Origin of the sequence: Oricola indica (assembly GCF_019966595.1) — a bacterium.
Lineage (GTDB): Bacteria > Pseudomonadota > Alphaproteobacteria > Rhizobiales > Rhizobiaceae > Oricola > Oricola indica.
Genome location: NZ_JAINFJ010000010.1, coordinates 40,959 through 66,253, shown reverse-complemented (window position 1 = coordinate 66,253; position 25,295 = coordinate 40,959). Strand labels below are relative to the sequence as shown.

Annotated in this window: 27 protein-coding genes; 13 read left to right on the top strand and 14 right to left on the bottom strand. The window is 62.6% G+C overall.

Features of this window, described 5'->3' with window-relative positions; all coding sequences use genetic code 11:
- Positions 1-2 precede the first annotated feature (2 nt).
- The 5 genes from LC343_RS20185 to LC343_RS20165 all read right to left on the bottom strand — a co-directional run bounded on the left by LC343_RS20185 (position 3) and on the right by LC343_RS20165 (position 6,806).
- Positions 3-1,322: an aspartate aminotransferase family protein gene (locus LC343_RS20185; protein WP_223478984.1), complete on the bottom strand. Its 1,320-nt coding sequence runs from the start codon at positions 1,320-1,322 to the stop codon at positions 3-5.
- 110 nt (positions 1,323-1,432) lie between these two features.
- Entirely contained in the window at positions 1,433-1,858 is a 426-nt protein-coding gene (locus LC343_RS20180) for a universal stress protein (RefSeq protein WP_223478983.1), read from the bottom strand.
- Between the two features lie 15 nt (positions 1,859-1,873).
- Complete coding sequence (locus LC343_RS20175) at positions 1,874-4,621, bottom strand: TRAP transporter permease (RefSeq protein ID WP_223478982.1); 2,748 nt, start codon at positions 4,619-4,621, stop codon at positions 1,874-1,876.
- A gap of 93 nt (positions 4,622-4,714) precedes the next feature.
- Positions 4,715-5,674: a TAXI family TRAP transporter solute-binding subunit gene (locus LC343_RS20170; RefSeq protein WP_223478981.1), complete on the bottom strand. Its 960-nt coding sequence runs from the start codon at positions 5,672-5,674 to the stop codon at positions 4,715-4,717.
- 211 nt (positions 5,675-5,885) lie between these two features.
- Complete coding sequence (locus LC343_RS20165; RefSeq protein ID WP_223478980.1) at positions 5,886-6,806, bottom strand: LysR family transcriptional regulator; 921 nt, start codon at positions 6,804-6,806, stop codon at positions 5,886-5,888.
- A gap of 145 nt (positions 6,807-6,951) precedes the next feature.
- Here LC343_RS20165 and LC343_RS20160 point away from each other — a divergent pair, with 145 nt between their 5' ends.
- The 5 genes from LC343_RS20160 to LC343_RS20140 are packed head-to-tail and all read left to right on the top strand — an operon-like array spanning position 6,952 to position 11,238.
- Positions 6,952-7,500 carry a cupin domain-containing protein gene (locus LC343_RS20160; RefSeq protein WP_223478979.1) on the top strand — a complete coding sequence of 183 codons (549 nt, stop codon included), beginning with the start codon at positions 6,952-6,954 and terminating at the stop codon, positions 7,498-7,500.
- A 2-nt stretch (positions 7,501-7,502) separates the two neighbouring features.
- A complete protein-coding gene (locus LC343_RS20155) occupies positions 7,503-8,300 on the top strand; it encodes an alpha/beta fold hydrolase (protein ID WP_223478978.1) in 798 nt (265 codons plus the stop codon).
- Between the two features lie 29 nt (positions 8,301-8,329).
- The gene (gene dctP / locus LC343_RS20150) at positions 8,330-9,394 is read left to right on the top strand and encodes a TRAP transporter substrate-binding protein DctP (protein WP_223478977.1); all 1,065 of its coding nucleotides are present in this window, start codon (positions 8,330-8,332) and stop codon (positions 9,392-9,394) included.
- A 57-nt stretch (positions 9,395-9,451) separates the two neighbouring features.
- Positions 9,452-9,934, top strand: a complete 483-nt coding sequence (locus tag LC343_RS20145) for a TRAP transporter small permease (protein WP_223478976.1) — start codon at positions 9,452-9,454, stop codon at positions 9,932-9,934.
- Positions 9,931-11,238 (top strand): TRAP transporter large permease, encoded by a 1,308-nt coding sequence (locus LC343_RS20140; protein ID WP_223478975.1) that lies wholly within the window; start codon positions 9,931-9,933, stop codon positions 11,236-11,238. Before LC343_RS20145 ends, LC343_RS20140 begins: the two co-directional genes overlap by 4 nt.
- 16 nt (positions 11,239-11,254) lie before the next feature.
- Here the strand turns inward: LC343_RS20140 and LC343_RS20135 are convergent, their stop codons facing one another.
- Positions 11,255-12,559 carry an SUMF1/EgtB/PvdO family nonheme iron enzyme gene (locus tag LC343_RS20135; protein WP_223478974.1) on the bottom strand — a complete coding sequence of 435 codons (1,305 nt, stop codon included), beginning with the start codon at positions 12,557-12,559 and terminating at the stop codon, positions 11,255-11,257.
- Between the two features lie 247 nt (positions 12,560-12,806).
- Between LC343_RS20135 and LC343_RS20130 the strand changes: the two genes are divergently transcribed.
- The 3 genes from LC343_RS20130 to LC343_RS20120 all read left to right on the top strand — a co-directional run bounded on the left by LC343_RS20130 (position 12,807) and on the right by LC343_RS20120 (position 15,186).
- Positions 12,807-13,547, top strand: coding sequence for an SDR family NAD(P)-dependent oxidoreductase (locus LC343_RS20130; protein WP_223478973.1), 741 nt, complete (start codon positions 12,807-12,809; stop codon positions 13,545-13,547).
- 4 nt (positions 13,548-13,551) lie between these two features.
- Positions 13,552-14,490: a helix-turn-helix transcriptional regulator gene (locus LC343_RS20125; RefSeq protein WP_223478972.1), complete on the top strand. Its 939-nt coding sequence runs from the start codon at positions 13,552-13,554 to the stop codon at positions 14,488-14,490.
- Positions 14,491-14,697: 207 nt separating this feature from the next.
- Complete coding sequence (locus LC343_RS20120; RefSeq protein WP_223478971.1) at positions 14,698-15,186, top strand: RrF2 family transcriptional regulator; 489 nt, start codon at positions 14,698-14,700, stop codon at positions 15,184-15,186.
- A 21-nt stretch (positions 15,187-15,207) separates the two neighbouring features.
- Here LC343_RS20120 and LC343_RS20115 read toward each other — a convergent pair whose 3' ends face one another.
- Together LC343_RS20115 and LC343_RS20110 are read right to left on the bottom strand one after the other, a co-directional pair.
- On the bottom strand, positions 15,208-15,876 hold the full coding sequence (locus LC343_RS20115) for a ferredoxin reductase domain-containing protein (protein ID WP_223478970.1): 669 nt from the start codon (positions 15,874-15,876) through the stop codon (positions 15,208-15,210).
- 45 nt (positions 15,877-15,921) lie between these two features.
- Positions 15,922-16,164 (bottom strand): hypothetical protein, encoded by a 243-nt coding sequence (locus LC343_RS20110; protein ID WP_223478969.1) that lies wholly within the window; start codon positions 16,162-16,164, stop codon positions 15,922-15,924.
- A gap of 267 nt (positions 16,165-16,431) precedes the next feature.
- On the opposite strand from LC343_RS20110, the gene LC343_RS20105 reads away from it, so the two are divergent.
- Complete coding sequence (locus tag LC343_RS20105; RefSeq protein ID WP_223478968.1) at positions 16,432-16,896, top strand: hypothetical protein; 465 nt, start codon at positions 16,432-16,434, stop codon at positions 16,894-16,896.
- Between the two features lie 4 nt (positions 16,897-16,900).
- On the opposite strand, the gene LC343_RS20100 is transcribed toward LC343_RS20105, so the two are convergent.
- From LC343_RS20100 to motA, 6 genes are read right to left on the bottom strand one after another with little or no spacing between them, the layout of a single operon-like run.
- Complete coding sequence (locus tag LC343_RS20100) at positions 16,901-17,374, bottom strand: hypothetical protein (RefSeq protein ID WP_223478967.1); 474 nt, start codon at positions 17,372-17,374, stop codon at positions 16,901-16,903.
- Between the two features lie 5 nt (positions 17,375-17,379).
- Entirely contained in the window at positions 17,380-18,450 is a 1,071-nt protein-coding gene (gene flhB / locus LC343_RS20095) for a flagellar biosynthesis protein FlhB (RefSeq protein ID WP_223478966.1), read from the bottom strand.
- Positions 18,451-18,470: 20 nt separating this feature from the next.
- A complete protein-coding gene (locus LC343_RS20090) occupies positions 18,471-19,472 on the bottom strand; it encodes a FliG C-terminal domain-containing protein (protein ID WP_223478965.1) in 1,002 nt (333 codons plus the stop codon).
- A 42-nt stretch (positions 19,473-19,514) separates the two neighbouring features.
- The gene (locus LC343_RS20085) at positions 19,515-19,967 is read right to left on the bottom strand and encodes a FliM/FliN family flagellar motor switch protein (protein WP_223478964.1); all 453 of its coding nucleotides are present in this window, start codon (positions 19,965-19,967) and stop codon (positions 19,515-19,517) included.
- Positions 19,960-20,916, bottom strand: coding sequence for a FliM/FliN family flagellar motor switch protein (locus LC343_RS20080; protein WP_223478963.1), 957 nt, complete (start codon positions 20,914-20,916; stop codon positions 19,960-19,962). The genes LC343_RS20085 and LC343_RS20080 overlap by 8 nt, the downstream gene beginning before the upstream one ends.
- Positions 20,917-20,918: 2 nt before the next feature.
- Positions 20,919-21,785 (bottom strand): flagellar motor stator protein MotA, encoded by an 867-nt coding sequence (gene motA, locus LC343_RS20075; protein ID WP_223478962.1) that lies wholly within the window; start codon positions 21,783-21,785, stop codon positions 20,919-20,921.
- A 128-nt stretch (positions 21,786-21,913) separates the two neighbouring features.
- Between motA and LC343_RS20070 the strand changes: the two genes are divergently transcribed.
- The 4 genes from LC343_RS20070 to LC343_RS20055 are packed head-to-tail and all read left to right on the top strand — an operon-like array spanning position 21,914 to position 25,285.
- Positions 21,914-22,693 (top strand): DUF1217 domain-containing protein, encoded by a 780-nt coding sequence (locus tag LC343_RS20070; RefSeq protein WP_223478961.1) that lies wholly within the window; start codon positions 21,914-21,916, stop codon positions 22,691-22,693.
- Between the two features lie 9 nt (positions 22,694-22,702).
- On the top strand, positions 22,703-23,425 hold the full coding sequence (gene flgF / locus LC343_RS20065) for a flagellar basal-body rod protein FlgF (protein WP_223478960.1): 723 nt from the start codon (positions 22,703-22,705) through the stop codon (positions 23,423-23,425).
- 5 nt (positions 23,426-23,430) lie between these two features.
- A complete protein-coding gene (locus LC343_RS20060) occupies positions 23,431-24,765 on the top strand; it encodes a FliI/YscN family ATPase (protein WP_223478959.1) in 1,335 nt (444 codons plus the stop codon).
- Positions 24,752-25,285 (top strand): hypothetical protein, encoded by a 534-nt coding sequence (locus LC343_RS20055; protein ID WP_223478958.1) that lies wholly within the window; start codon positions 24,752-24,754, stop codon positions 25,283-25,285. Before LC343_RS20060 ends, LC343_RS20055 begins: the two co-directional genes overlap by 14 nt.
- Positions 25,286-25,295: the final 10 nt, after the last annotated feature.

Below are 25,295 nucleotides of genomic sequence, written 5' to 3'. Positions count from 1 at the left end.
CGTCAGAACACCGCGCGGATGGCGGTATCGAGCTTGCCCACGACCTCGTCGATTTGCGCATCCTCGATGATGAATGGCGGTGCGAGAAGAACGTGATCGCCCTTGGCGCCGTCGATCGTGCCGCTCATCGGGTAGCAGATCAGTCCGGCCTCGAAAGCGTGTTTCTTGAGGGCCTTCGCGATGCCGCGTTTCGGATCGAAAGGCGCCTTGGTCTCACGGTCCTCGACGAACTCGAGCCCGAGGAAAAGACCGCGTCCCCTTATGTCGCCGACATTGGGATGTTGACCGAAGGCGTTGTGCAGCTCCGACGTCAGGCGGGTGCCCTGGTCGCGTACTTTCGAAAGGAGATCACGGCCGAGGATCGCCTTGATCACCGCGCGCGACGCCGAGGTCGCGACGGGATGGCCCATATAGGTGTGGCCGTGCTGGAAGAAACCGGAGCCGGCGGCGATCGCATCATATATTTTCGCCGTGCACAGCATGGCACCGATCGGCTGGTAGCCTGCGCCGAGTCCCTTGGCTATCGTGACGATATCCGGTGCAATCCCCTCCTGCTCGCAGGCGAACAGCGTCCCCGTGCGGCCCATGCCGCACATGACTTCGTCGAGGATCAGGAGGATGCCGTATCGGTCGCAGATTTCGCGGATACGCTTGAAATAGCCCTCGACCGGCGGAACCGCGCCGGCCGTCGCGCCGACAACCGGTTCCGCGATGAAGGCGAGCACGGATTCCGGCCCGAGCCGTTCGATCTCGGCTTCCAGTTCATTGGCGACGCGCTGGCCGTAATCGAACGCGCTCTCGCCGTCCTCGCGGCCGCGATATTCGTAGCAGGGTGAGATATGCGAGGTCTCGACGAGCATCGGCGCGAACTGACGCCGGCGCCATTCATTGCCGCCGGCGGCGAGCGCGCCGAGCGTGTTGCCGTGATAGGATTGCCTGCGTGCGATGACGCGGTAGCGGTTCTGCCCGATCTCGAGGAAATACTGCCGCGCCAGCTTGATTGCCGCCTCGACGGCCTCGGAGCCGCCGGAGACGAGGTAGACGCGGTCGATCCCTTCCGGCGCGTGTTGCACAAGAAGGTCGGCGAGATCTTCGGCCGGTTCGGAGGTGAAGAAACCGGTATGGGCGAAGGCGATGCGATCGACCTGCTGCTTGATGGCGGCGGTGACGTCCGGGTCGGAGTGGCCGAGGCAGGAAACCGCCGCGCCGCCGGATCCGTCGAAATAGCGTTTGCCGTTCGTGTCGACGATGTAGCAGCCGTCACCCCGCGCGGCCACGGGTAGCGAACCCGCGGTCGAGCGGCCGAAAATATGCGATGTCATGTTGGCCATCCCCTGAGGCCGATCCGGCAGGCCGTTCCGCCGATCAGATGCATGGCGGCGGATGCGCCGAAATTACGGCCGAAATGCGTGCGCGAAGAAGCCATTGCCGCTTACTCGCGGACGATCATCACCGATGCGGCCGTGTGGCGCGCGACATGATCGGCATTCGGCCCGATCAGAAGGTCGGCGAGCTCCGGCCGGTGCGATGCCATGACGATCAGATCGCATCCATTCTCTTCCGCAGCGCGGACAATCTCGCGATAGACCTGACCGGCGGCGACATGCTCGGTTACCTCGACGCCCGCCAGTTCGCGCCCGACCAGATTGGAGAGCTTTTCGGCGGCCTGGCGCGCCATCGTCGTTTCGTAGTCGTCGGGGAAATACTGCGCCACCATCGCATCGCGAATGTCCTGCACGACGGTGATGACGTGCAGTTTGGCGCCGAATGTTTCGGCCATCTTCACTGCGACCGGAATGGCCTTTTTCCATGAGCTTTCATGGGAAAGGTCGATCGGCAACATGATTGCTTTGTACATCTCGGTGTTCCTTCTCTAGGCCGTCGCTTCCTGTTCCCGCTTCGGCGGCGCGGGCGCCCGCCGTCGTTGCGCCCACACGACAAGCGCCAGCAGCAGCAGGGCCGGAATGTAGATCAGGTATTTCGTCGGCGGGTTCGCCGGCTTGAGCACGCGCATGATTTCCTGATCCCAGTCGAGTCCGACTTTCTGGGCGGCGGAATCGAACGCGACATCGTCGATGATCGTCTTGCCGTCGCGATCGACCAGCGTCAGGCCGGCGGCCTCCAGACGTTCCTCGCCTGTTGCGCCGTCCGGAAGCTCGAGGAGCACCACCCATTCGCGCACGTCGCCCACCGCATCCATGCCGGATATGCGCAGCCGCAGGCTCTCGCCGGACGGCACCTCTCCGGCCGCAGCCGCGATCTCGGCAGGCGGCACCTCCTCATAGGGCGGGAAGGCCATGTCCATCCAGAAGCCGGGCCGGAAGAAGGTGAAGGCGAGCAACAGCAGCGCGGCGGTCTCCCAGATCCTGTTGCGCGCCAGGAACCAGCCCTGGGTTCCAGCCGCGAACAGCAGCATGGCCACCGTCGCGATGATGAAGACGAATATCCCGTGGATCCAGTCGACGTCGATCAGCAGCAGGTCGGTGTTGAAGATGAACAGGAAGGGCAATGCCGCCGTTCTCAGCGAATAGAAGAAGGCGACGAAACCTGTCTTGATCGGGTCGCCGCCCGAAACGGCCGCCGCCGCGAAGGAGGCGAGTCCCACGGGCGGTGTCACGTCGGCCATGATGCCGAAATAGAAGACGAACAGGTGCACGGCGATCAGCGGCACCAGCAGGCCGTTCTCCTGGCCGAGCGTCACGATAACCGGCGCCAGCAGCGCGGAAACGACGATGTAGTTCGCCGTGGTCGGCAGGCCCATTCCGAGGATCAGCGACAGGATGGCCGTCAGGAACAGGATCGCCAGCAGGTTGCCGCCGGAAAGCACCTCGACGACATCGGCGAGCGCCGAGCCGACGCCGGTCTGCGACACCGCGCCGACGATGATGCCGGCCGTCGCGGTCGCGATGCCGATGCCGATCATGTTGCGGGCGCCCGAGATCAGGCCGTCAATCAGTTCGTCCCAGCCGCGCTTGAGAGCCGCGCCCATGTCGCTTTCACCGCGGAAAATCGCGAAGAGCGGCCGCTGGGTCAAAAGGATGAAGATCATGAATGCCGACGCCCAGAAGGCGGACAGGCCGGGCGAAAGGCGCTCGACCATGAGCGCCCAGACGAGAACGATAACCGGCAGGATGAAATGCAGGCCCGACTTGATCGTCGGCCCGGGCAGCGGCAGCGAGGTCACCGGTGCATTCGGGTCGTCCATCTTGGGTTCGGGATACCGCGAACCGAAGGCGACCAGCGCGACATAAGCGGCGGTCAGGACGGCGAAGATGACATAGGGCGCGCCGGCACCGAAGGTCGGCCGAATCCAGCCCATGCCGTAATAGACGGCAAAGGAGATTGCGCACAGCACGAGCACACCGAAGACGAAGCCGACGAGCCGGCGCATGATCGGACCGGGCTGATAGGCGCGGGGGAGGCCTTCCATGCCTGCCTTCGCGGCTTCCAGATGAACAATATAGACCAGCGCGATGTAGGAGATCAGCGCCGGCAGGAAGGCGTGCTTGACCACATCGAAATAGGGAATGCCGACATATTCGACCATCAGGAACGCCGCGGCGCCCATGACCGGCGGCATGATCTGTCCGTTGACGGACGATGCAACCTCGACCGCGCCGGCCTTTTCCGAGGAGAAACCAACCTTCTTCATCAGCGGAATTGTGAAGGTGCCGGTTGTCACGACGTTGGCGATGGAGGAACCGGAGATCAGCCCCGTCATGGCCGAGGACACGACGGCGGCCTTGGCCGGGCCGCCCTTCATGTGGCCCATCAGCGAGAAGGCGACCTGGATGAAGTAGTTGCCCGCGCCCGCCTTGTCGAGCAGCGCCCCGAACAGGACGAACAGGAAGACAAAGGAGGTCGACACGCCGAGCGCGATGCCGAACACACCTTCCGTTGTGATCCAGTGGTGATTGATGATCTCGCGCAGATTGTTGCCCTTGTGCGCGATGATCTCGGGCATCGACGGGCCGAGCACCGTGTAGAGCAGGAACACCGAGGCGACGATGACAAGCGCCGGGCCGAGGGAACGTCGCGCGGCCTCCAGCAACAGCAGCAGACCGGCGATCGAGACCACATAGTCGATGAAGATCGGCTGGCCGACGCGGTCGGCGAGGTCGCGATAGAACAGGAAGATATATGCGGCACAGAAGCCGCCGGCGATCGCCATGGCCCATTCATGGATGGCGACGCGGTCGTTTCGGGTCGGAAGCGCGCAGGCGCCGGCGACGACAATGGTCACCAGCAGCACCACCCAGACCGGAAAGATATCGCCCGCCGACAGGGCGAGAAGGCCGCCGAGTACGAGCGGAACGATGACCCCGAGCGCCGTCTGGACAGCGGTATGGGCGGGCGGGAACGCCAGGAACGCCAGGACGACGGCAAAGGCAAGGTGGATGGATCGGGCTTCGGTATCGTTGAAAACGCCAAAACCGAGCGCGAAGGGCAGCGGCGAAGCGAACCACAACTGGAACAGCGACCAGACGAGGGCGATACCGGCGATAAGGCGTCCTATCAACGGGCCGGCCGAGCGGCCTCCCGTATCGGCCTGCGAGACGAGTTCATCGATCTCCGCCTGTGTCAGTCCCTCATGTTCACGCGCTTGCGCCGTATCCGTCATGTCCGATCATCCCCGATCACGCCGCGCATCGCGGCCAAAGTCCGCCCCCGAAAAAAGAACCCCGCGGGCGAAAGCCCGCGGGGTCACCAAGGCTTACATCCAGCCCTGTTCCTTGTAGTATTTCGCAGCGCCGTCATGGAGCGGTGCGGAGAGACCGGCGGAAATCATGTCCTCCGGCTTCAGGTTCTCGAAGGCCGGGTGCAGCTTCTTGAAGCGGTCGAAATTGTCGAACACCGCCTTGACCACCTGGTAGATGACATCCTCGGGAACATCCGAGGAGGAGACGAAGGTCGCCTTCACGCCGAAGGTCGTCGTGTCCTCGTCGTTACCCTTGTACATGCCGCCCGGAATGGTCGCCCATGCATAATAGGGATTGTCTTCGACCAGCTTGGCGATCGCGTCGCCATCGACGTTGACGAGCGTGGCGTCGGTGGTGGTCGTCGCTTCCTGGATCGCACCGGCCGGGTGGCCGACGGTGTAGATCATGGCGTCGATCTTGTTGTCGCCGAGAGCGCCGGCCTGTTCGGCGGCCTTGAGTTCGGACGCGAGCGCGAAGTCGTCGAGCGACCAGCCCTTGGCGTCCATCACGACGTCCATGGTCGCGCGCTGGCCCGAACCCGGATTGCCGATATTGACGCGCTTGCCTTTCAGGTCGTCGAAGTTCTTCACGCCGGCATCGGCGCGGGCAACGACGGTGAAGGGCTCGCCATGCACGGAGAAGACCGCGCGCAGCTTGTCGAACTTGTCGCCCTCGAACTGCGAGGAGCCGTTATAGGCATGGAACTGCCAGTCCGACTGTGCGACGCCCATCTGGCGGTCGCCGTTCTTGATGGCGTTGATGTTGTCGATGGACCCGCCGGTCGAAGGCGCCGTGCACTTGATGTTGTGCTCCGCCGTTCCGCGGTTCACCAGCCGGCAGATCGACTGGCCGACGACGTAGTACACGCCAGTCTGTCCGCCAGTGCCGATTGTGATGAAGGTTTCCTCGGCAACCGCGGACTGGGCTCCGAGGGCCAGAGCGCCTGCGGCGATCGTACGAAGTAACAATTTCATGGCTTTCTCCCTTTGCATGAAACGATCAGGATTGCGCGAACGTCCCGAGAAAGCAACTTCCGCCGTTTCTTTTGGTTTCTCAGAGGCAAAAGAAAAGCAATTTCAATTGTTTGTGATTTGGGTTCGGGCGTGAAAAACGGCCGCTCAAAGCGCAACGGCGAGCCGCATGGCACGCACGACGTGAACGATACGCCCGTTGCCCCGATGGTGTTCAGCCTCCCGCGAATTTCTTCCGGCAGATTTCCAGGATCTGTTCTCTCAGCCACACATGGGCCGCCGAACGGTGGGTGCTGCGGTTCCACATCATCCGGATATCCAGCTTCGGCAGGTGGATCGGAGGATGGAAGGTCACCAGGTCGAAGCGCTGGGTGAACAGCGTCGCGAGTTTCTCCGGCATGGTGGCGATGAAGTCGCTTTGCTCGAGCAGGAACGGTACGCCCAGGAAGTCCGGCTTCGAGATCGTCACGCGCCGCGCGAAGCCCTCGCGCGCAAGCGCTTCGTCGAGGACGGCGCGGTACATCGACGCCTGCCCCGGCTCGATGGCCACGTGGTCCAGCTTGCAGAAGATATCGAGATCCATCGTCTTGGCGAGCGCCGGGTGGCCCTTGCGCGTGACGCACACCATCTGGTCGGTGAAGACGCTTCGCGTCACCAGGTCGCCGGGCGGGCTCGGAAAATAGGACACCGTCAGGTCGACATGGCCCTCGCCGAAGGCGCGGCCGAGGCGAAACGGGTCGGGCCCGACGATCTTGAGTTCGATACCCGGCGCGATTTCCCGGAACCGCCGATGCAGCGTGGGCACCAGGATGGCGTCGATATAATCGGTCAGGATGAGCGTGAACGATCGGTCCGAGCGGTCGGGCCGGAAATGGCTCCCGTGCTCCAACAGGTCTTCCATGTCCTTGATCATGTCGCGGATGCGCGGGCGCAAATCCTCGGCGGCATCGGTCAGGGAGTGGCTGTTTCCGTTGCGGATCAGCAGCGGGTCGTTGAACATCGCGCGCAGCCGTTTCAAGAGCATGCTCATGGCGGGCTGGCTGATGCCCAGCCGGTCGGCGGCCTGGCTGACATGGCGTTCGCTCAGCAGAACGTTCAGCGCTTTCAGGTCTTTCAGGCTGTAATTGCGGTCCATTCCCGGCCCATCATTATTCGATTTTGTAATAAACGATATCATTCCTAGTGCATTGTGGGGCGTGAAATCCAGGCGTTATCGTATCTCTTTATAGCGACCGGACGTAATGCGATCCGGCGCAACAGCGCACAAGGAGGAGACGATAATGGCGTTGAAGACGATCAGAGTGCCGCGCGAGGAAATGCGCAAACGGGTTGCACTTTTCTCCGAGATCAAGGGTTTCGACGGCGGCCTGCCGGACAGCAACCACCCGACGGCAAAGCGCACGCTCTATAATGTGGTCGGCTTCCAGCCGCCGGAGCGCGACTCGGGCGCTGTCACTTCGCCGGTCGGCGATGACGCGGCCAAGAACGCCGCCATCAAGATCTCCGAAGGCTTCAATCTCGGCTACTGCAAGGCGAAACCCGGCTGCGGCCCGATGATGCACAATCACGACACCAACGAAACCTTCATTCCCATGACCGGCAAATGGCGCTGCTCCTGGGAAGTTGACGGCAAGGTTGAGGCGTTCGAACTCGGGCCGCACGACGTCATCTCCTTTCCCGCGGGCGTTCAGCGCCGCTTCGAGAACATCACCTTCGACGAACCCGAAGACGAGCACCTGCTGATGTTCGTGATCGGTGGCAACGGCCCCAAGGCCGAGTTCTCACCGGAAGCGATGGAAGAACTGCGCGAAAAAGGTCTGGTCACCTGACCATGCATCAAGACCAGCACGCGGCGCTGAAGGACGCGGTCGCGAGTTTTCGGGACAGCTACCCGCTGGTGGACGGATTGGATGGCGCGCCTTTCAAGGTTCGCCGCCAAGACGGCCGGCATGGCCGGCCCATCGTGCTGATGCCGGGTGCGAGCGGCACTGCGGAATTCTTCAGCCTCGTGGTGGAGCCGCTTCGTGAACTCGGGCTCGACCCGATCACGATCGACTATGCGGGCACCGTCGCGCCCGGCCGTCTGGCGTCCGCACTGGCGGATTTCGTCAAGGCAGCCGAACTCGAGGCGCCGGTCATACTGGGTTGCTCCTACAGCGCCTGGTGGATGCAGCTTCTGCCGGCGGAGTTCGCGCAAGAGGCGACGCTGATCTTCAGCAACGGCTTCGTGGAAGTCGCTGACCTTTTGCCGAATCCCCTGTTTGACGCGGCGATCATCGACGCAACGCCTGCCGACGAATTGCAGGCACAGTGGCTGGAAAGGGCGCAGGGACAACAGGGGCCACTGGCCTATCTGCTTTGCCAGGCGATGAGCGCCTGGCTTCCGGCGGAAGACCTGAAGGGCCGGCTGTTGCATGTGGCCCGATCTGAGGCATTGCCGCGACAGGCACCTTCGGGCAAGGCCGCGATCATCGATTGCGAAGACGATGCGTTGGTCGGCGCAAAGGCAAGAACGCGTTTCCGGGCTACGTGGTCCGGAGCGCGACACATCGAAATCGGCGGCGGGCATTATCCCTACGTCAATAATCCGGATGGTTTTGTCCGGGCAGTCAGCGCGCTTTTGGAGTAAGGCGCGTTCAGGGTTCAGGGAGGAACACAATGAACTTCAAATCCACTCTATCCGCTATTCTCGGCGGTTGCGTCTGTGCGCTGGCGGTCGGCGCGGCCCATGCAGACACGTTCCTGTTGCGCATGGGCGGCGGTCACACGACGGCACTGACCTATGTCGCGACCTATGACGGCTTCTTCCAAGAGGAAGTCACGAAACGGGTTAAAGAGGAAACCGGTCACACGATCCGCTTCATCACGGCCTGGGGCGGCAGCGTCGCCAAGGTCGATGGCGCCATCGAGGCCGTCCAGAAGGGGACGCTCGACATCGGCCTCTCCCCGATCGGTTTCGAGCAATCGCGTGCTGCGCTTCTGAACTATTCCGCAATGGTGCCGTTCACCACCGCGGATCCGGTTCTTCAGGGTCGTGTCGCGACGCGGATGCTCAATGAAGTGCCCGCTTTGCAGGAAAGCATGGAGCCCTACGGCGCCCATATCCTGTCGATGATGGTCACCGAGGCCTACGGTCTTGCGACGAATTTCGACTGGACCACGATCGACGAGCTGAAAGGTCGCCGCATCGCGATGGCCGGCACCAATGCACCGCTCTTCCTGCCGATTGGCGCGGTACCGGTCAATCTGGGTATCGGCGAGCACTACCAGGCGATGCAGACGGGCCTCGCCGAGGGAAGCCTGTTCTTCATCTCCGGCATGGAGGCGTTCCGTCTCAAGGAAGTGTCCTCGACCTTCACACGGACCGGTTTCGGATCGCTCGCGACCTTCGTCGCTTTCATGAATGAGAAGACCCGCGCCAAGCTGCCCGAAGACGTCGTCGCCATCATCGATGAGGTTGCCGGGGAAGCGGCCCTCATCATCTCCGAGAAGAGCGCGGAACGTGACAAGGCAGTCGCCGAAAAGCTTGAGAGCGAAGGCATCATCGTTCGCGACCTCGCTCCCGAGGAGCGCGAGAAATGGGCGCGGTCGGTCGCGGGTCTTCCGGCGAACTCGGTCGATGGCCTGAAGGATCGTGACTACCCCACCGTGGATGTGCTCAAGACCTACATTCGCATTCTCGGCGAGGAAGGATATACCTTCCCGACGAACTACCAATTCTGATCATCGCGTGACGGCGGGAAGGCCCGTCCTTCCCGCCTCCAGCCAGAGTGCGAAATCATGAACAGACCTGTCGAGTGGATCTGCAGCCTCTTCGCGGATCTCGGAGCGATCCTCGTATTCGTCGCCGGCGCGCTCATCGTCGTCGACGTCGTCCTGAGAATGGTGTTCGGCTCTCCGTTCGCGGGCACCGCCGACCTCGTTGCGATTGCCCTCGTGCTCGTGACATTCCTTCAGGCGGGAAAAGCCCTCCTGCAGGGCCGGTTGCTGCAAATCACCTTGCTCCTCGACAAGCTGCCCTTGAAACTGCAGCAGGCCGCCATGGTGGCCGCGAATATCGTCGGAGCCGGTCTCTTCATCGGCCTCGCCTATATCTCGATCGAGCCGATCAGGCAGTCGATCGAGAACCATGAATTCTTCGGCACCGATGCGTTTCGGGTCACGGCGTGGCCGATCCGCATCAGCGTGGCCGTGTTGTGGGTCGTGCTCGGCATCGCCTTTCTCGTCAAGGCGTTCGACCGTCGCCGGGAGCTACCTCAATGATCGAACTTTCCGCAATCGTCGCGCTCGGCCTGATCTTCGGTCTCGCCCTGCTCGGCGTCCATATCGCGCTTGCCTTCGTTATCGGCTCGACGGCCGGCCTTTTCATGCTGTTCGGCGACTGGAGCATCACGCTCGGCATCCTCGAACAGACGGCTTTCGAGGGTCTTCGCGACTACAATCTCATGGTGATTCCGCTCTTTGCGGTCATGGGGCTGATCATCGCGCGATCCGGGGCGGCGCATGACCTGTTTGCCGCCGCCAATGGAACCTTACGCATGGTGCCGGCGCGCCTCGCCGTCGCGACTGTCGCCGGCAACGCGTTTTTTGCTGCCGTCACCGGCGTCGGCGTGGCGGCTGCGGCGACGTTCAGCCAGATTGCCTATCCGCCGATGAAAAAGCACGGCTACCGCCGGGATTTCGCGGCCGGGTGCATCGCCGGGTCGTCCGTATTGGGCCTTCTGATACCGCCCTCCGTCTTCATGATCGTCTGGGCGATCCTGACCGAACAGTCGATCGGACGGCTCTTCGCGGGCGGTCTCCTGCCTGGCATATTGCTGGCGTCGCTTTTCGGCTTCTACTGCGTGATCCGTGCGCTCGTCACGCCCGACGTCATCACGGGCGACGCGGAGGCAGGCGGTAACCCCGATCTCGAGCGGCCGGATCCCGTCGGCATCCTTGGCGTGACCGCGATCGTGGTCCTGACGCTTGGCGGCATCTGGGGCGGTTTCTTCACGCCGACGGAGGGCAGCGCGGTCGGCCTGATGGGCGCCGTGGTGCTCGGATTCGTCAAGAAGATGAGCGTCCGGGAAATCTGGGACGCGGCCCGCGAGGCAGGAATGGTGGTGACGCCGATCCTGCTGCTGCTTCTCGGCGCGGCCATGTATTCGAAACTGCTGGCCCTTGCCGGAATCCCGCAGCTTGTCGGCACCTTCTTCGACGCGATGCAACTCGGACCGGCGGGCATCATCCTGGTGATGTGCGCCATCTGGCTGCTGCTTGGCTGTTTCGTCGACAGCATCTCGATCATGCTGCTGACGGTGCCGCTCTTCTGGCCCGTCGCGCAGGCGACCGGCATCGACCCGATCGTCTTCGCGCTGGTCGGCATCCTCGTGATCGAGGCCGGCGTGCTTACGCCTCCCTTCGGGATCGGCGCATTCGTGGTCCTGTCCGCGATACCGGACAGGGATCTCAGGCTGACGGAAGTTTTCGTCGGGCTCGCACCCTACTGGATCATGATCCTGATCGTCGCGCTCGCGGTCTACTGCATCCCGTCGCTGGCGACATTCGTTCCGTCCCTCATGTAGCGGGGATATTCCCCCGCTACTGCCTGTCCCAGGCACGGCTGCCGAGCGACAGGGCAAGCCGGAAACCGACGACGTTGCTGCGGATGTCGAGCGCCTCGTCCGGGCCCTGCACCATGTCGACCTGCGGATCGTAGCCGAAGGTCAGCCGTTGTGACGCACGCATGGAGACATGCAGGTGTTCGTAGTCGCCGCCGCGCGCAATGAAGAGCTGGCAGCGGTTCCGGCGCACTGGCGAGCCGTCAGTCGGAGCGTCCTCGTAGCCTGGGCTCCAGCAATCCTCCAGCATCTCCTGAGCGTTGCCGGCCATATCGTAGAGCCCCCATGGATTGGGCCGGTAACTGCCGACCTCAGCCGTCCATTCCGGCTGCACGGCCTCCGCGCACGGCGCGGCCGCCCCGGCCTGGTAGCCCGATGCCTTGTCGGCGAAATTGGCGTAGCCGCAGGCATGGTCGAGGTCATCGCCCCAGAAGGCCACGGTGTTGGTACCTGCGCGCATCGCATATTCCCATTCCGCCTCGGTCGGCAGCCGGTATGCGCGCCCGGTCTTCTCGCGTAGCCACTCGATATAGGCCGTGACCTCCTTGCGCGAAACGCACACTGCCGGCTGGCGCTGCGTCACGGGCAAGCCCGGCTCGGCGTATGAGCCATCGGTGATGTAGACGAAATAAGGCCCGTAGATTTCCTTGCTGGACTCAGGATGTCGGGTGCCTTCGAACTTGCCTTCCTGCGGTCCGCTTTCGATCAGGCGCACGCCGCATGTGCCGCCGACGGATGCGCCCGTTTCGCGGACATAGGCGTCGAACTCGGCGACCGTGACTTCGTAGCGCCCGATCGCGAAGGGATATTCGATCGTCACCGAATGGCGTGGCTGCTCCTCCGGGACGAAGCCGATAAAGGGATGTTCCTGCTCCGCATCGGTCGCGCCCATGGCGAAGGTGCCTGGCGGGATTTCGACCATTTCCGGACATTGCTCGCAATCGCGGAAGACAGTGCCCGCGGTAACCTCTGGCTGCGGTTCCGACGCCTTCGGTTCTGCCTTCGCTGCCGCGCGTCCGAGCAACACGTCGATTTGCCCGTCAGTCAGCGTACCGGTTGCCGGCTGGCCGATCGACTCCTGGTAGGCCCGGATCGCGGCTTCCGTCTTCGGCCCGAAAATCCCGTCCGGCGTTCCGACCGGGAAGCCTTTGTCGTTGAGGTTTTGCTGGATCGCCTGGCGCAATTCAGGCGTATCCGCGCCGGCGGCGCCTGCCGGGGTGATGCACGCGGAAAGCGCGCAGAAAATCATGGTGAAAAGGATTGCTGAAAAGCGGTCTGGACGCATCGAATATTCCCGTCATTGAGAGGGTACGAGACCACTTCGCGTTTCGGCAATTCCGAAACGCCCTGTCCTCGCGAACATGGCCTGAGTGTCCCTTTTTGCGGAAGTTTCTGATTGAACAGCGCCCCCGTCAAGTCGCGATGGCGGGCATGACGGCCCCGGATTTTGGCGCGATTGTTCAATACTTTTGACGCTGACCGTCCTATCTCCGGCCGGAACGAAGAAGCCGATCGCCTACAGGAGACGAGACATGCCGGAATTCAAGGGAAAAACGGTCCTGGTCACCGGGGCTAGCCGGGGCATAGGCCGCGCCCTCGTGGAGGCCTTCATCGCCGAGGGCGCGCGTGTCGTGGCCGTCGCCCGCAGCGTGCCGGCCGATGGAGATCGCGAAGAATCGAACAGGAATGTGACCTGCATCGCCTGCGATATCGCATCCGGCGTGCAACGTGCGGCTCTGGCTGATTCGATTCGCGCGCTCGGAAGGCCGATCGATATCCTCGTCAACAATGCAGGCATCCAGCGGTCGCTGGACTTGACCGGTGACGATCCCGGTGCACTGTGCGATGCGATGGAAACCGAAATCGCGGTCAACCTCGTCGCGCCGATATGTCTGACGGCGCAGCTGATGCCCGTCATGGCGCGGCCGGGCGGCACGATCGTCAACGTCACCTCGCTCGTCGCTCTTCAGGCCAAGACATCGGCACCGGTTTACTCGGCATCGAAAGCGGGATTTCAGCGTTTCACCGAAGCCCTCCGACGGCAGGTGCAGCCGCATGGCCTGCGTGTCGTCGAGGTGATGCCGCCGCTGGTCGATACCGCGATGACGACGGGGCGCGGCAGCAGGAAACTGTCGCCCGAGGACATGGCCGCAGCGATGCTTCAAGGCCTTGTCGATCGCCGGGAAAGGATAGCGCCGGGCATTGGACGCATGGGGCTCGCCCTGAACCGGATCGCGCCCGCCCTGCTGGCGCGCATCATCGGACGGCAATAGGCCGATGGCTGCGCGGCGAATGCCCGGTAATTTCGCCAGCGCGAAGCTGGTCGCCCTCGTCGTCACGGCGCTGTCCCGCGAGGACGGAAGCCTGCTGCCGCCGGACGCTCTGTCGGTCGACCCGATGCGCGATGCGCTGGTCGATCCCGCCGCCAAGCGCTCCATCATCGATCATGCCTATCGCAAGGGCGGCGCGGCGCCGTTGCTGCGGGTCGGGCGATCTCTTGCCGATCATGCACGAGATCCCACCATTGCCGCGCTCGTCGCATCGCCTGATCCGGCGGTTCTCGCGCAGAAATGGATGCGCTTCGAGAGCTATCACCACTCCGCCAACCGGACCGTGATCGAGGTCGGGGAGAAAGGCTTCGATTGCCGGCGCAGCGCGCAAAGCGGCATGCCGACTGCAAGTGAAAACGTCCTGATCTGCGGCGTGATCGCCGGTCTCCTGTCCCTGATCGGGGCCCGCGCCATCATGGTGGAGATCGGCGGAAGAAAGGCCGAATCGGCCCTCAACTTCGAAACTGGATCGCTCGATGACGCGAAAACATCGCTGTTTCACATCCGTTGGGAAGGCTTCGAAGCGATCGAAACCGACGCATCCGAAGCGCCGATTGGTGATGCGGACGGTTCTCCCCATAAGCGTCTTTGGGGCCTTCTGGCTCGCGATCCAGGCCGCAATTGGCATGTCGGCGAGGCAGCGAGGGCACTGGGTTTGTCCAGCCGTTCGCTGCAAAGGGCGCTTGCCGCCGAAAATCGCAGCTTTTCCAGCGTAGTACGCGAAATCCGCTACGGACAGGCCGGCCGGATGCTGCGTCGGACCGAGACGCCGCTTGCCGAGATCGGCTATTGCTGCGGCTATGCTGATCAGGCACATTTTCAGCGTGATTTCCTGCGTGCCTGTAACATGACGCCGGCCTCATTCCGGGAGATTTCACACGGCTGATCCTGCGCATTGCCATGGCCCTCGTGGCTTACAAAAGGCGCCATTTGCGGCAATAGACTGGAAAAACCGCCGGTTCCCCGCTATTTAAAGCGGCTACCGCTTGTCGGGAGGACAGGATCGTATGATCTCGATCAAGTAGCGTTTGTATCGGGCGGTGTACGATCCAGACTGAAACGATGGAACAATGCGGCTGGACGCGACGAAGTCATGCGCCTAACCATTAGAACAAATCTCGCGATGCGCGTGCTGATGACCTGTGCCGTCAATCCCGGCTACAGTATCACGAAGGCCGAAATCGCGGAGAAGTGCAACGCCTCCAAGAACCATCTTGGCCAGGTGATCCGTCAACTCGCTCATCTGGGCTATATCCGGGCCATGCGCGGCCGCAATGGCGGCATGTATCTGGCCCGGCCTGCCGAGGAGATACGTGTCGGGTCCGTGTTTCGCGTCTTCGAGTCCGATCTGCCTTTCGCCGAATGTTTCGACAAGAAGGAAAATAATTGTCCGCTGATCGGCAGTTGCTGGCTGCGGCCGGCGCTGAAGAAGGCGGTGGAGGCCTTTTACAACTCGCTCGACGATATTTGCCTCGCGGACCTCGTGGACGGCAATCGCGAGTTGGAAACCCTGCTCAACATGCCGGAGCGCAAATTCGCGCCGGTGATGTGCGACGGTCGCGGTCAGGCCGTCATGAATTGAGCCGTCCGGGCCTCATTCGACCTATTTCTCGAAGACCAGTCCTTCGGGGTCGGCGCCGAGGTCATTCAGTACGGCTTTGAGGTCCTTCACCATCGGGTCCGGCCCGCACAGATAGAAAGTCTGGTCGAAATCGTCGATCACGCTTTCCAGATAGGCCCGGTCGATCATCCCGTGATCGAGACCGCTCTTGTCCTCCTCGCTGAGAATATACCGTACCGTCAGGCCCGGTATGGTTTCCAGCTCGTCGCGCAGGATGATGTCGCGCTCCCGGCGATTGGCAAACAGCAGTGTGTGGTCGGCGAGGTGCCCCTCGGAATTGTTGCGTTCGCGCAGGATCGCGAGGAACGGCGTCAGGCCGGCACCGCCCGCGATGAACACGCCGGGCCCCTTGTATGAGATCGTGCCCCAAGGCTCGTCGATGATCAGCCGGTCGCCGACCAGCAGTTTCTGCAATTGGTCCGTCACGCCGTCATGGTCCGGGTAGGACTTGATGGTGAATTGAAGGCGCTCGTCACCGGGAAGCGAGGTGAAGGTGAAGGGACGTTTTTCGTCGCGCCAGCCATCCTTGTCGATGGCCACCTCGGTCGCCTGTCCGGGCTCGAAGGAATAGCCCTCGGGCCTGTCGAGGTCGTATGAAAATACATTGTGGGCGACGGGCGTGATCGCCCGGATCGTTACCGTGCTGGTCATAGGGCTTTCCTTGCTTGACTTCCCGTTCGTACGTCGTGGCCGGTTTCAGCCTTCCTGCGAGCTCCGATTGCCTTTTCCAAGGTCTTCACGGGCACGCCTTTCCTTGTCGAGCTTCTTGAAGCTTTCCATGATCCAGTCCGGTTCGGTCTTTACGTCGGGAACCGCATGGCGCTGATTGCGCACGTTTTCCTGGTCGTTCCCCTGCAGGCTGTTGCGGCCCATTTCTTCATTGGCGATGTCCGCCCGGTTGAGCCGGTCATTGTCTGATTTTCGATTGTTGCTGGTCATGGCGCACTCCGTGCTGTCCTGAATTTCATTCGGACACAACGGAGCAGAAATCGCATGGTTCCAGCCTGCGCGGGAAATCTGCCGCTAGCGGGCATTCGCCTAAAATGCGCGGTATTCAGGTTAACAAAGGATAAAGATTGCAGGACATTCCCGTTTCGGGATTAGTGCGCGGCAATAGTATTCCGACTTCCGGTCGCGCCCGCCTGCATGATGTGCCGGCGCCCAGCAAAAAACCGATGCAGCGGATTTCAAGTACAGGACTGACCGATGACACACATGTTATTCGGCGGTGCGATCGTTCCAATGAACACGGGCGACACGAACACTGCCATCGATACCGAGACCGAACTGAAGCGACTTTCGCCGCATGTGCGGGTGGACTGGTTTTCGTTCGACCTGGACAGCGCGATGATTTCGGTCGGACCGGTCGCACGCGAATTCCACGGCTTCGCTCCGCAGGAAGAGCATGTCGGGATACGCCGCTTTATCCAGGCCTATGATCCCGCTTGCCGCCGGGAGTTGCTCGAACTGCTCGAAATGCTGTCCGGTAAGGGACATCCGTTTCACTTCACGGCCCGGCTGGCGTTTCCGAAGGGCGCGTTCGTTCACGGTTTCATCGTCCCGTCCAACGAGGCCGGGAAATCGCGCGGCGACTGGAGCGGAACGCTTTTGATGTCGCGTCACGAACTGCGCGCACATGACCGCATGCCCGTCCGCTCCGAAAATTCGTGAACGTTCAGGCGGTCGGATAACCCGAAAAGCCATTATACTGCCAAGGTCGCGACAGCCTGCCCCTTGGCCCCGTCCTGTTGACGGCGATGTCGTTCAGCAGCATCCAGGCCCTGTCATGGCGGGCCTCGAATTCCGAGGCGAAGCTGACATAACCCATTTTGACCTCGGCGTGGTTCTCGCACAATTTCAGCGCGACATGCGCCTTGGCGCGGGCGCTGTTGATCACCAGCATGAGGGTGACTTCCGGCGCGACGCCCCATTCGGCCGAGGTCTCGCCATCCATCGCGAATTCGACGTAGCCTGGCGTGAAATAAAGGTCTGCGGCATCGCGCACGATGTCGGCGACGCAGCCATATTGTTCCATGCGCAGATAGGCGATGTAATCGCTGATATCGACGAGCCGCAATTCGGCCGCGAGGTTCGCGAACGCCTCGGCGACATGGGGTTCAAGTTCAAGACAGATATCTTGTGCCAGCATCGTAATCAGCTTTTCCGTGCTCGCCGGCGAAGAACCGAAATCAGCTCCGCGACGGCCTTGAAGAACTCGGGTGGAATGATCTGGTCGAGCGAGATGTGCTTGTACATGGCGCGTGCAAGCTCGACATTCTGGAAGACGGGAACGCCGTTTTCCTCGGCGATGGCCCTGATCTTGAGCGCGATCAGGTCCTGTCCCTTGGCGACGACGACCGGGGCGGCGTCCTTGCCGGGTTCGTAGCGCAGCGCGATCGCCAGATGGGTCGGGTTGGCGATGACCAATGAGGCGGTGGGCACCGCGTTCATCATGCGCTTTCTCGCCCGGTCATAGGCGACCGACCGGAGCCGCGCCTTGATGATCGGGTCGCCCTGCGACTGTTTCAGCTCGTCCTTGACCTCTTGCCGGGTCATCTTGAGGTCGGCGCGCCACTGGAAGCGGGTCCAGAACCAGTCGGCCGTCGCGATCAGAACCATCGCGAAAATGATCGCGCCGAACATCTTCAGCATCAGCCCGTTGACGGTCGACAGGAAGGCGCCGACCTCGCTGCCCATGCCTTCCAGCATGCGCGGCACGAGGTCATGCAAGATCAGCGCGACGAGGACGCTGGCGAACAGCAGCTTGGCCACGGATTTGAGGAACTCGGCGAAACCCTTCGCACTGAAGATCCGTTCCCAACCCTTGATCAGCGAGATCCGCGAGAGCTGCGGCTTGATCCGGTCGCCGACGAAACGCGGCGTGTTCTGCGCCGCCGAACCGGCGACCCCGGCAAGTATGAGTGCCGCGAACAGGGGCAGGGTTACGGCCGATGCGATCAGGACCACGCGCTGGATCAGCCAGTAGACGTCTCCGCTTCCGTACAGATGGTATTCGAAGGACTGGTCCATCATGGCGGCAAGTTGCTGCGCCGTCGCCGAAATCCGTCCCGGCATGAAGAAGGTGGCGACAAACAGGATGGCGAGCAGCGAGAACAGGATCGGCGTTTCCCGGGAAAAGGGTGTCTGACCCTTGTCCAGAGCGTCGCGGATCTTCTTCTCCGTTGCCTCCTCGGTTTTGCTTTCCTTGTCCTGATCGTCGGCCATGATGCTCTCTTATGTGACCGTCAGGCGGCGGCTTGCAGTTCGATACGGCCTTCGGCGGCCATACGCAGCGCCAGTGCCGCGATCGACTTGCGTGCCTGTTCGATGTCCGAAACCTTCGCCTTGCCGGCGCTGAGTTCGGATTCGATCATTCGGCGGGTGCGTTGGCTGATCGAGGAGAGGATGACCTCCTTCAGGTCGCCGTCTGCCTCGCGCAGCGCCAGCGTCAGCACGTCGGTCGACAGGCCGTCGCAGAGAAGCGTACGCGCTTCCTTGGAAATGCTGGAGATATCCTCGAAACGGAAAATCTTCGATTTGACGCCCTCGACCTTCCGGTCGCCGATCACCGGCGCAAGCTGTGCAAGCAGGTCGTCGGAAACGTCTTTCTTCATCTCGTTGAGAATATCTGCGAGCCGCGATGCGCCTTCGCCACCGCTCGACGCGGACTGGTCGCTGAGATTGAATGCCTCGTCGAGACGCTTCTCGACCACCTCGATCACCGACTGCGGCACTGGCTTGGAGGAAAGGAGGCGCGCCACCGTCGCCTTGCGCAGTTCCGGATCGAGCTTTTCGATGATCGATGCCGATGTCCGCGAATTCAGCCGCGACAGGACGACGGCGCAGAGTTGCGGCGATTCGCCGGCGAAGAAAGCGTTCAGTTCGTCGATGTCGACCTTCGGCAGCAATTCCCAGACCGTCTGTTCCGGTTCCTGGTCAACCGTCTCCGTCGACATGCCGGTCAGGGCATAGCGCTCTTCGTCGCTTAGCCCCTCATTGAGGATCATCTCCATGGATTCCGCCGAATCCATCAATCCGACACCGACGGTAAACTCGGTTTCGAACTCCTTGACCAGTTCTTCCAGGTCGGGCTGCGGGATGTTCTTGAGCGTATGGGCCGCGTCGATCATGACGCGCAGCTCCTCGCTCTTGAAGAACTTGAGAAGCTGCGAGGCACGCGTTTTCCCCATGGCCACGAGCACGGCTGCAGCTCTTTGCGGTTTTGTCAGGGTGTATCGTTTCGCCATCTCATGCACCTGGCGGTCGCAACCGCCCACAGGCCCTCAGTGTCAGGACTTCTCGAGTGCGACGATTCGCACGCCGAGGCGCGACGGATCGTCTTCCATCGACTGTATCTCGCCGGTGGCGACTTTCGTTCCGTTCACGCAGATATCCACCGCTTCTCCGATCTTCCGGTTGAGCATCACGACGGAACCGGCCTCCATGCCGATCAGGTCCGACACCGGCATCTCGGCGGAGCCGATCACCACGTCCAGCTGCACCGGGATAGACATGACCAGCTTCTGCAGGTTGCTGTCATGGTTGGCAGGCGGTTCCTCCGCCGGTGCGGCCGGCGTTTCGAACGGATCGTCCAGTCCGATATCCTCGAGCGGTCCCAATGCGTGATCCTTGTCCATCACGCCTTGCAATTCGGCGATCGCCTCGTTCAGCGGATCGCCTTCCGCCGTGAGGTCGTCTGTCAGCCCGAGCTCTTCGAGCGGGGAAAGTTCAGGCTCACTCATCGTAAGTCTCCTCTGAATCGTCGTCGGGCAGCGGAATTCCGATGCCATTGAGCGCCTCGGACATCGCCCGATGCGGGCGTTGCAGGCACAGTGCGTAATTGGCGCCCTTGCGCCCGAGGCTGCACTCGTAAAGCGGTTGACCCTTCACCCTCAGGCGAACGGTCGCGTCGCCGGATTCCGAGAGCGGCAGCACGTCGCCGGGTCGCAGCATTGCCAGCTCGCCAAGCGTCATCGGCGGCATCGTCACGGAGCCGGAAGCCGGAACCTTGATCGTCAGGGCGCTGCGATTGGTCGAAGCATGGCCGCGCGCCGCGGGCTTGCGGATGGTCTCCGGTTCTTCGCGCGCCATCTGCAGCATGTAGGCATGGGTGATGGCGACGGAGATGACGGGTCTTGCGTCCCCGAATTGAAGCGTCAGGTCGAAGGCAACAACCGAACCGCCATTGCCGCCGTCGCGCAAATCGTCGGCATCGAAGGCGACGCGCACGCCGGCGGGCAGGTCCTTCGTCGACAAGCTGGTCTGGAGTGCCTGCCCGACGAGATCGGCGAACTGGCGCATGAGATCGCATTCCGTCGCCGTCGGCTTGCGGTTGGACGACAGCGCCGCGAACTCCGGGTCGCCGCCGAGCATGATTTCCGACAGGATGCCCGAAGCGGGATAGTCGCAGATCACATAGGCGGCCGCCGATGGCGGCTTGGCGGACAGAACGACACAGGCCGCGCCGCTCTTGTAGCGTGCGAAAAGCGCCGTCGCGCTGGAATTGTGGGATTCCGAGAACTCTGCCGCGACGTCGAGCCCGTTTTTCTGAAGAATGGCTTGCAGGCGTTGCGCCAGGAACTTCTTGATCGCCTTGCAGGCGGGTTCGAGACGCGCGGCATCCCCCTTCCGGCCGAGTATTCGGTCGAAGACCTCGCGGTCGTAGTCCTTCGGGGAAGAGGAGACGCTCATTGTCACGCGGCTTTTTCGCCGGCGCCCATCGCCTCGTTCTCGACGTCATCGAGCGACGGGCGATCGTGGTTGGAAATCGTCTTGCGGCCGAATTCCAGCGCGACCTGCGGCAGCGAGCCGTTCATGTAGGCGATCAGCGTCTGCTTGGCGACGAAATAGAGCCGGATGTTCTTTTCGCGGATGATGCCGATCTTGGTCGCGATCGGCTGGACCACGGCATAGGCGAGAAAGATGCCGACGAAGGTGCCGACCAGCGCCGCGCCGATCAGCCCACCGAGAACTTCCGGGCTCTGGTCGATCGCGCCCATCGCCTTCACCACGCCGAGAACGGCGGCGACGATGCCGAGGGCCGGCAGCCCGTCAGCCATGCCCTGCAGGCCATGCGCCGATTTCAGCTTGTCGTGGCGGATCGTGCCGATTTCCTCTTCCATCAGCGCCTCGACCTCGTGCGGGCGCGCGTTGCCGACGATGATCAGCCGGCAGTAGTCGCAGATGAAGCTGGTCAGGTCCTTGTTGGCGAGGACCAGCGGATACTCCTGGAAGATGGGTGATTCTTCGGAATTGTCGATATGGCTTTCGACCTCGTTGCGCGGCTTGGTCTTAAGCTCACGCAGCAGCTGGTGGAGCAGGCCGAGCAGTTCGAGATACTCCTCGCGCGACGGCACCTTGTTCTTGACCGCTTCCATCACGGCCTTGCCGCTGTCCTTCACCGTGGACATGGGGTTGGCGATGATGAAGATTCCGATTGCGGCGCCGCCGATGATGACGAACTCGAACGGCTGCATGAGGACTTCGATATGGCCGCCCATGGCCATGAACCCGCCGAGTACGCATCCCAGCGTAACGACCATTCCGATAATAACGCCCACAGGCCATCTCCGCTCTTGTCCTGCCGGCAAGCTAGTGGCCAAACCTTGCACGGGGCTGGCAGGCGTCGCGACAGGCTCGCGCAAGATGCCCGGGCTATTCAAAGGCAAAGGCCACCGGGACCAATTCGATGATCAGCACGCTGGTTTCCTACAAGCTCGCTTCCGAAGATATCGCCACGACGATCAAGCGCGTCTCGGAACAGCCGGTAGTGTCGCGCGACGTCGAGTATTACCTTGAGAACATCGGCAATGTGGACACGATCGAGGACCTGACCTCGGACTATCGGCTGTTCAGCTTTGCCATGAAGGCGCACGGCCTGAGCGACATGACCTACGCCAAGGCGTTCATGGAAAAGGTCCTGGAGGAGGGTATCGACGATGACCGCGCCTTCGCCAATACGTTGTCCGACAAACGCTACGCCGAGTTCGCCAAGACCTTCAATTTCAAATCCTTCGGAGAGGCGACGACATCCTTCACCAAGACCCAGCAGGGCGTGGTGGACAAATATCTGCGCCAGACGCTGGAGGAGCAGGCGGGCGACGAGAACCAGGGCGTGCGACTGGCGCTTTACTTCGAGCGCAAGGCCGACACGATCGAGAATTTCTACCAGATCCTGGCGGACCCCGCGCTGTCGCAGGTTGTGCGCACAACGCTTGGATTGCCGGAGTCCTTCGCCACCGTCGATATCGACAAGCAGGTGGAGCTCATCTCGGACCGGATCGATCTCGAAACGCTGGCCGATCCGGACAAGCTGGACAAATTGCTGGAGCGTTTCACCGCGCTTTGGGACGTGGACCACAGCACCGAGTCGCAGGCGGTCTCGCAGATCGCGCAGCTCTTCAATACCGGCCCGCAACTCGGCATCAGCCAGGATCTGATGCTGCAAATCGCACAGATGAAACGATAGGCACGGATCATGGAAACGGGGCTTTATGTCAGTCTTTCCGCGCAGATGACGCGCGAGGCGCGGCTGACGACCATCGCCGAGAACATCGCCAACGCCCAGACAGTCGGCTTCAAGGCTGGCTTCGTGCGTTTCGAGGAGGTCGTTCAGGAAGTGTCCGGCGAGGACGTGTCCTTCGCATCCGACGGTGTCGAATATCTCGATCCGGCATCCGGCGGCCTCGAGCAGACCGGCAATCCGCTGGACTTCGCCGTGCGCGGCAATGCCTGGTTCGGCATCCAGACCCCGGCGGGAACCGTGGTCACGCGCGACGGCCGCTTCACCATGATCGACAATGGCGATCTGGTCACCCTGTCGGGCTATCCGGTGCTCGATCCGGGCGGCGCGCCGATCACGCTCGATCCGGCCGGTGGCGTTCCGGAACTTGGCGATGACGGCTTCATCCGGCAGAACGGCCGCCAGGTCGCGGCGCTCGGCCTGTTCGCCTTCGAGCCCGGTCCCGACTTCCAGCGCTTCGGCAATTCCGGCATCGTCGTCGGCGGCGAACCCGAGCCGATCGTCGACAATCCCGACGTCGGCATCGTCCAGGCGCATGTCGAATTGTCCAACGTCGATTCGCTGCAGGAGATGACCCAGCTCATCATGGTGCAGCGCTCCTTCGAGGAGGCGGCCTCGCTGATGGAGACCTCCGAGGATTCCATGAAGCAGCTCATTAGAGCCCTCAACAGCGGCTGATCGGCATGAATGCTCTTGTCCGGCTGCGCCACGCCATTGAATCGTCCGGCGTTGAAACCCGGCCGCTGGAACGCGGCGGGATCGTGTCGGCGATCAATCCCAATGTCGTCGTCGCCGAGGGTATGGCCGGCTATTCGGCACTGGGCGATTTCGTATCGATCGGGCGCGGCGCCCGCGCGACGCGCGGCGAAGTGGTGCAGATCGAGCCGGGCCGCGTCGTGATCGCACCCTGCGGCAACGCCAACGCGCTTTCGATCAACGATGCGGTGATGCACAAGGGCCCAGTTCAGGTCCATCCCGACGCGGGATGGCTCGGGCGGGTCGTCAATGCGCTCGGCGAGCCGGTCGATGGCATGGGGCCGCTGGTTCCATCCGATACCGGACGGGTCGAGAGCAAACGTCACTCGCCGATGATGCGTGGCCGGGTCGGCGAGCATTTCCGTACCGGCGTGCGCGTGATCGACATTTTCACGCCGCTTTGCATTGGCCAGCGCTTCGGAGTTTTCGCGGGGTCGGGCGTCGGCAAATCGAGGCTTCTCGCCATGCTTGCGCGGGCAAACGCCTTCGATGTCGTCGTCGTGTCGCTTGTCGGCGAGCGCAGCCGCGAAGTGCGCGAATTCCTCGAGGACACGCTCGGTCCGGACGGCATGAAGAAAGCCGTGGCGGTCGTGGCGACCAGTGACGAAAGCGCGATCATGCGCCGACGGGCGCCATCGAGCGCAATGGACGTCGCCGAATGGTTCCGCGACCGCGGCAAGCGGGTCCTGCTGCTGCTCGATTCGGTGACCCGGTTTGCCCATGCGCTGCGTGAGGTCGCGATCTCTGTGGGCGAGCCGCCGGTGTCGCGCGGCTATCCGGCCTCGGTCTTCACCGACCTTCCGCGCCTTTTGGAACGGGCCGGACCCGGCGGGCCCGAAGGCGGCTCGATCACCGCCGTCGCGACGGTTCTCGTCGATGGCGACGATCACAATGATCCGGTCTCCGACACCTTGCGCGGCATCCTCGACGGGCACCTTGTCCTGCAGCGCGCGATCGCCAATCGCGGCCGCTTTCCGGCCGTCGATCCGCTCGGATCAGTATCGCGGCTCGCCGACAAGGCGTGGAGCGAACAGCAGCGCTCGCTGGTCGGCCAGTTGCGCGCGATGATTTCGCTGTTCGAGGAAACCCGTGACCTGCGCATGATGAGCGGTTGGCAGCAGGGCACCAATCCCGACCTCGATCAGGCGGTGATGGCGGTGCCGCGTATCTATGACGCGCTGACCCAGTCCGTCGCCGACCCGCCCGACAGCGACCCCTTCGCCGCACTGGCAGACCGAATGAGAGACGATGGCAAGACCTAAGAAGCAACGCCGCCGCTGGTTTACCGACATGGAGCCGGCAGACTACATATTGAGCGCGATCGGCCTGTGTCTCGGCACGGCCGCCGCTCTGTTTCCGTGGCATGTCTATCTCCATCCGGATTCATACGGGCCGCCCCGCATGACATTCTCGCGTGGCGGCGTGATTCCGGAGGAGGAGATTGTCGCGCAGTCACCGCGCGGGCCGGTTCGCGAGACGGATACATCTGACCGCGTCGCGTCACGGCTGCCGCGGCAGGTCCTCGACCCGGTCACGACCGGCAAGGTGGACCGCACCCAGGTTCGCACGGTCGAACCGGAGCAGCCCTTTCCGGAGGCGATCAAGACCTTCAAGGTGCTGGCGGTCGACGGCGCGCGTGCGCTGGTTGGCGACGCCGGCGGGGTCTACCTGGTGCGCGCCATGTCGCGCCTGCCCGACGGCTCGATCGCCGAAGCCTTTCGGCAGGATGAAAAGGGCTGGTACATCGTGACCTCGCGCGAGACGATTTTGCGGCCGGACTGACCGACAAACG

What these genes read in the sequence shown, in the direction of transcription:
- LC343_RS20185 (WP_223478984.1), bottom strand. Translation starts at nt 1,322, where the DNA reads ATGACATCGCATATTTTCGGCCGCTCGACCGCGGGTTCGCTACCCGTG.
- LC343_RS20180 (WP_223478983.1), bottom strand. Translation starts at nt 1,858, where the DNA reads ATGTACAAAGCAATCATGTTGCCGATCGACCTTTCCCATGAAAGCTCA.
- LC343_RS20175 (WP_223478982.1), bottom strand. Translation starts at nt 4,621, where the DNA reads ATGACGGATACGGCGCAAGCGCGTGAACATGAGGGACTGACACAGGCG.
- LC343_RS20170 (WP_223478981.1), bottom strand. Translation starts at nt 5,674, where the DNA reads ATGAAATTGTTACTTCGTACGATCGCCGCAGGCGCTCTGGCCCTCGGA.
- LC343_RS20165 (WP_223478980.1), bottom strand. Translation starts at nt 6,806, where the DNA reads ATGGACCGCAATTACAGCCTGAAAGACCTGAAAGCGCTGAACGTTCTG.
- LC343_RS20160 (WP_223478979.1), top strand. Translation starts at nt 6,952, where the DNA reads ATGGCGTTGAAGACGATCAGAGTGCCGCGCGAGGAAATGCGCAAACGG.
- LC343_RS20155 (WP_223478978.1), top strand. Translation starts at nt 7,503, where the DNA reads ATGCATCAAGACCAGCACGCGGCGCTGAAGGACGCGGTCGCGAGTTTT.
- dctP (WP_223478977.1), top strand. Translation starts at nt 8,330, where the DNA reads ATGAACTTCAAATCCACTCTATCCGCTATTCTCGGCGGTTGCGTCTGT.
- LC343_RS20145 (WP_223478976.1), top strand. Translation starts at nt 9,452, where the DNA reads ATGAACAGACCTGTCGAGTGGATCTGCAGCCTCTTCGCGGATCTCGGA.
- LC343_RS20140 (WP_223478975.1), top strand. Translation starts at nt 9,931, where the DNA reads ATGATCGAACTTTCCGCAATCGTCGCGCTCGGCCTGATCTTCGGTCTC.
- LC343_RS20135 (WP_223478974.1), bottom strand. Translation starts at nt 12,559, where the DNA reads ATGCGTCCAGACCGCTTTTCAGCAATCCTTTTCACCATGATTTTCTGC.
- LC343_RS20130 (WP_223478973.1), top strand. Translation starts at nt 12,807, where the DNA reads ATGCCGGAATTCAAGGGAAAAACGGTCCTGGTCACCGGGGCTAGCCGG.
- LC343_RS20125 (WP_223478972.1), top strand. Translation starts at nt 13,552, where the DNA reads ATGGCTGCGCGGCGAATGCCCGGTAATTTCGCCAGCGCGAAGCTGGTC.
- LC343_RS20120 (WP_223478971.1), top strand. Translation starts at nt 14,698, where the DNA reads ATGCGCCTAACCATTAGAACAAATCTCGCGATGCGCGTGCTGATGACC.
- LC343_RS20115 (WP_223478970.1), bottom strand. Translation starts at nt 15,876, where the DNA reads ATGACCAGCACGGTAACGATCCGGGCGATCACGCCCGTCGCCCACAAT.
- LC343_RS20110 (WP_223478969.1), bottom strand. Translation starts at nt 16,164, where the DNA reads ATGACCAGCAACAATCGAAAATCAGACAATGACCGGCTCAACCGGGCG.
- LC343_RS20105 (WP_223478968.1), top strand. Translation starts at nt 16,432, where the DNA reads ATGACACACATGTTATTCGGCGGTGCGATCGTTCCAATGAACACGGGC.
- LC343_RS20100 (WP_223478967.1), bottom strand. Translation starts at nt 17,374, where the DNA reads ATGCTGGCACAAGATATCTGTCTTGAACTTGAACCCCATGTCGCCGAG.
- flhB (WP_223478966.1), bottom strand. Translation starts at nt 18,450, where the DNA reads ATGGCCGACGATCAGGACAAGGAAAGCAAAACCGAGGAGGCAACGGAG.
- LC343_RS20090 (WP_223478965.1), bottom strand. Translation starts at nt 19,472, where the DNA reads ATGGCGAAACGATACACCCTGACAAAACCGCAAAGAGCTGCAGCCGTG.
- LC343_RS20085 (WP_223478964.1), bottom strand. Translation starts at nt 19,967, where the DNA reads ATGAGTGAGCCTGAACTTTCCCCGCTCGAAGAGCTCGGGCTGACAGAC.
- LC343_RS20080 (WP_223478963.1), bottom strand. Translation starts at nt 20,916, where the DNA reads ATGAGCGTCTCCTCTTCCCCGAAGGACTACGACCGCGAGGTCTTCGAC.
- LC343_RS20070 (WP_223478961.1), top strand. Translation starts at nt 21,914, where the DNA reads ATGATCAGCACGCTGGTTTCCTACAAGCTCGCTTCCGAAGATATCGCC.
- flgF (WP_223478960.1), top strand. Translation starts at nt 22,703, where the DNA reads ATGGAAACGGGGCTTTATGTCAGTCTTTCCGCGCAGATGACGCGCGAG.
- LC343_RS20060 (WP_223478959.1), top strand. Translation starts at nt 23,431, where the DNA reads ATGAATGCTCTTGTCCGGCTGCGCCACGCCATTGAATCGTCCGGCGTT.
- LC343_RS20055 (WP_223478958.1), top strand. Translation starts at nt 24,752, where the DNA reads ATGGCAAGACCTAAGAAGCAACGCCGCCGCTGGTTTACCGACATGGAG.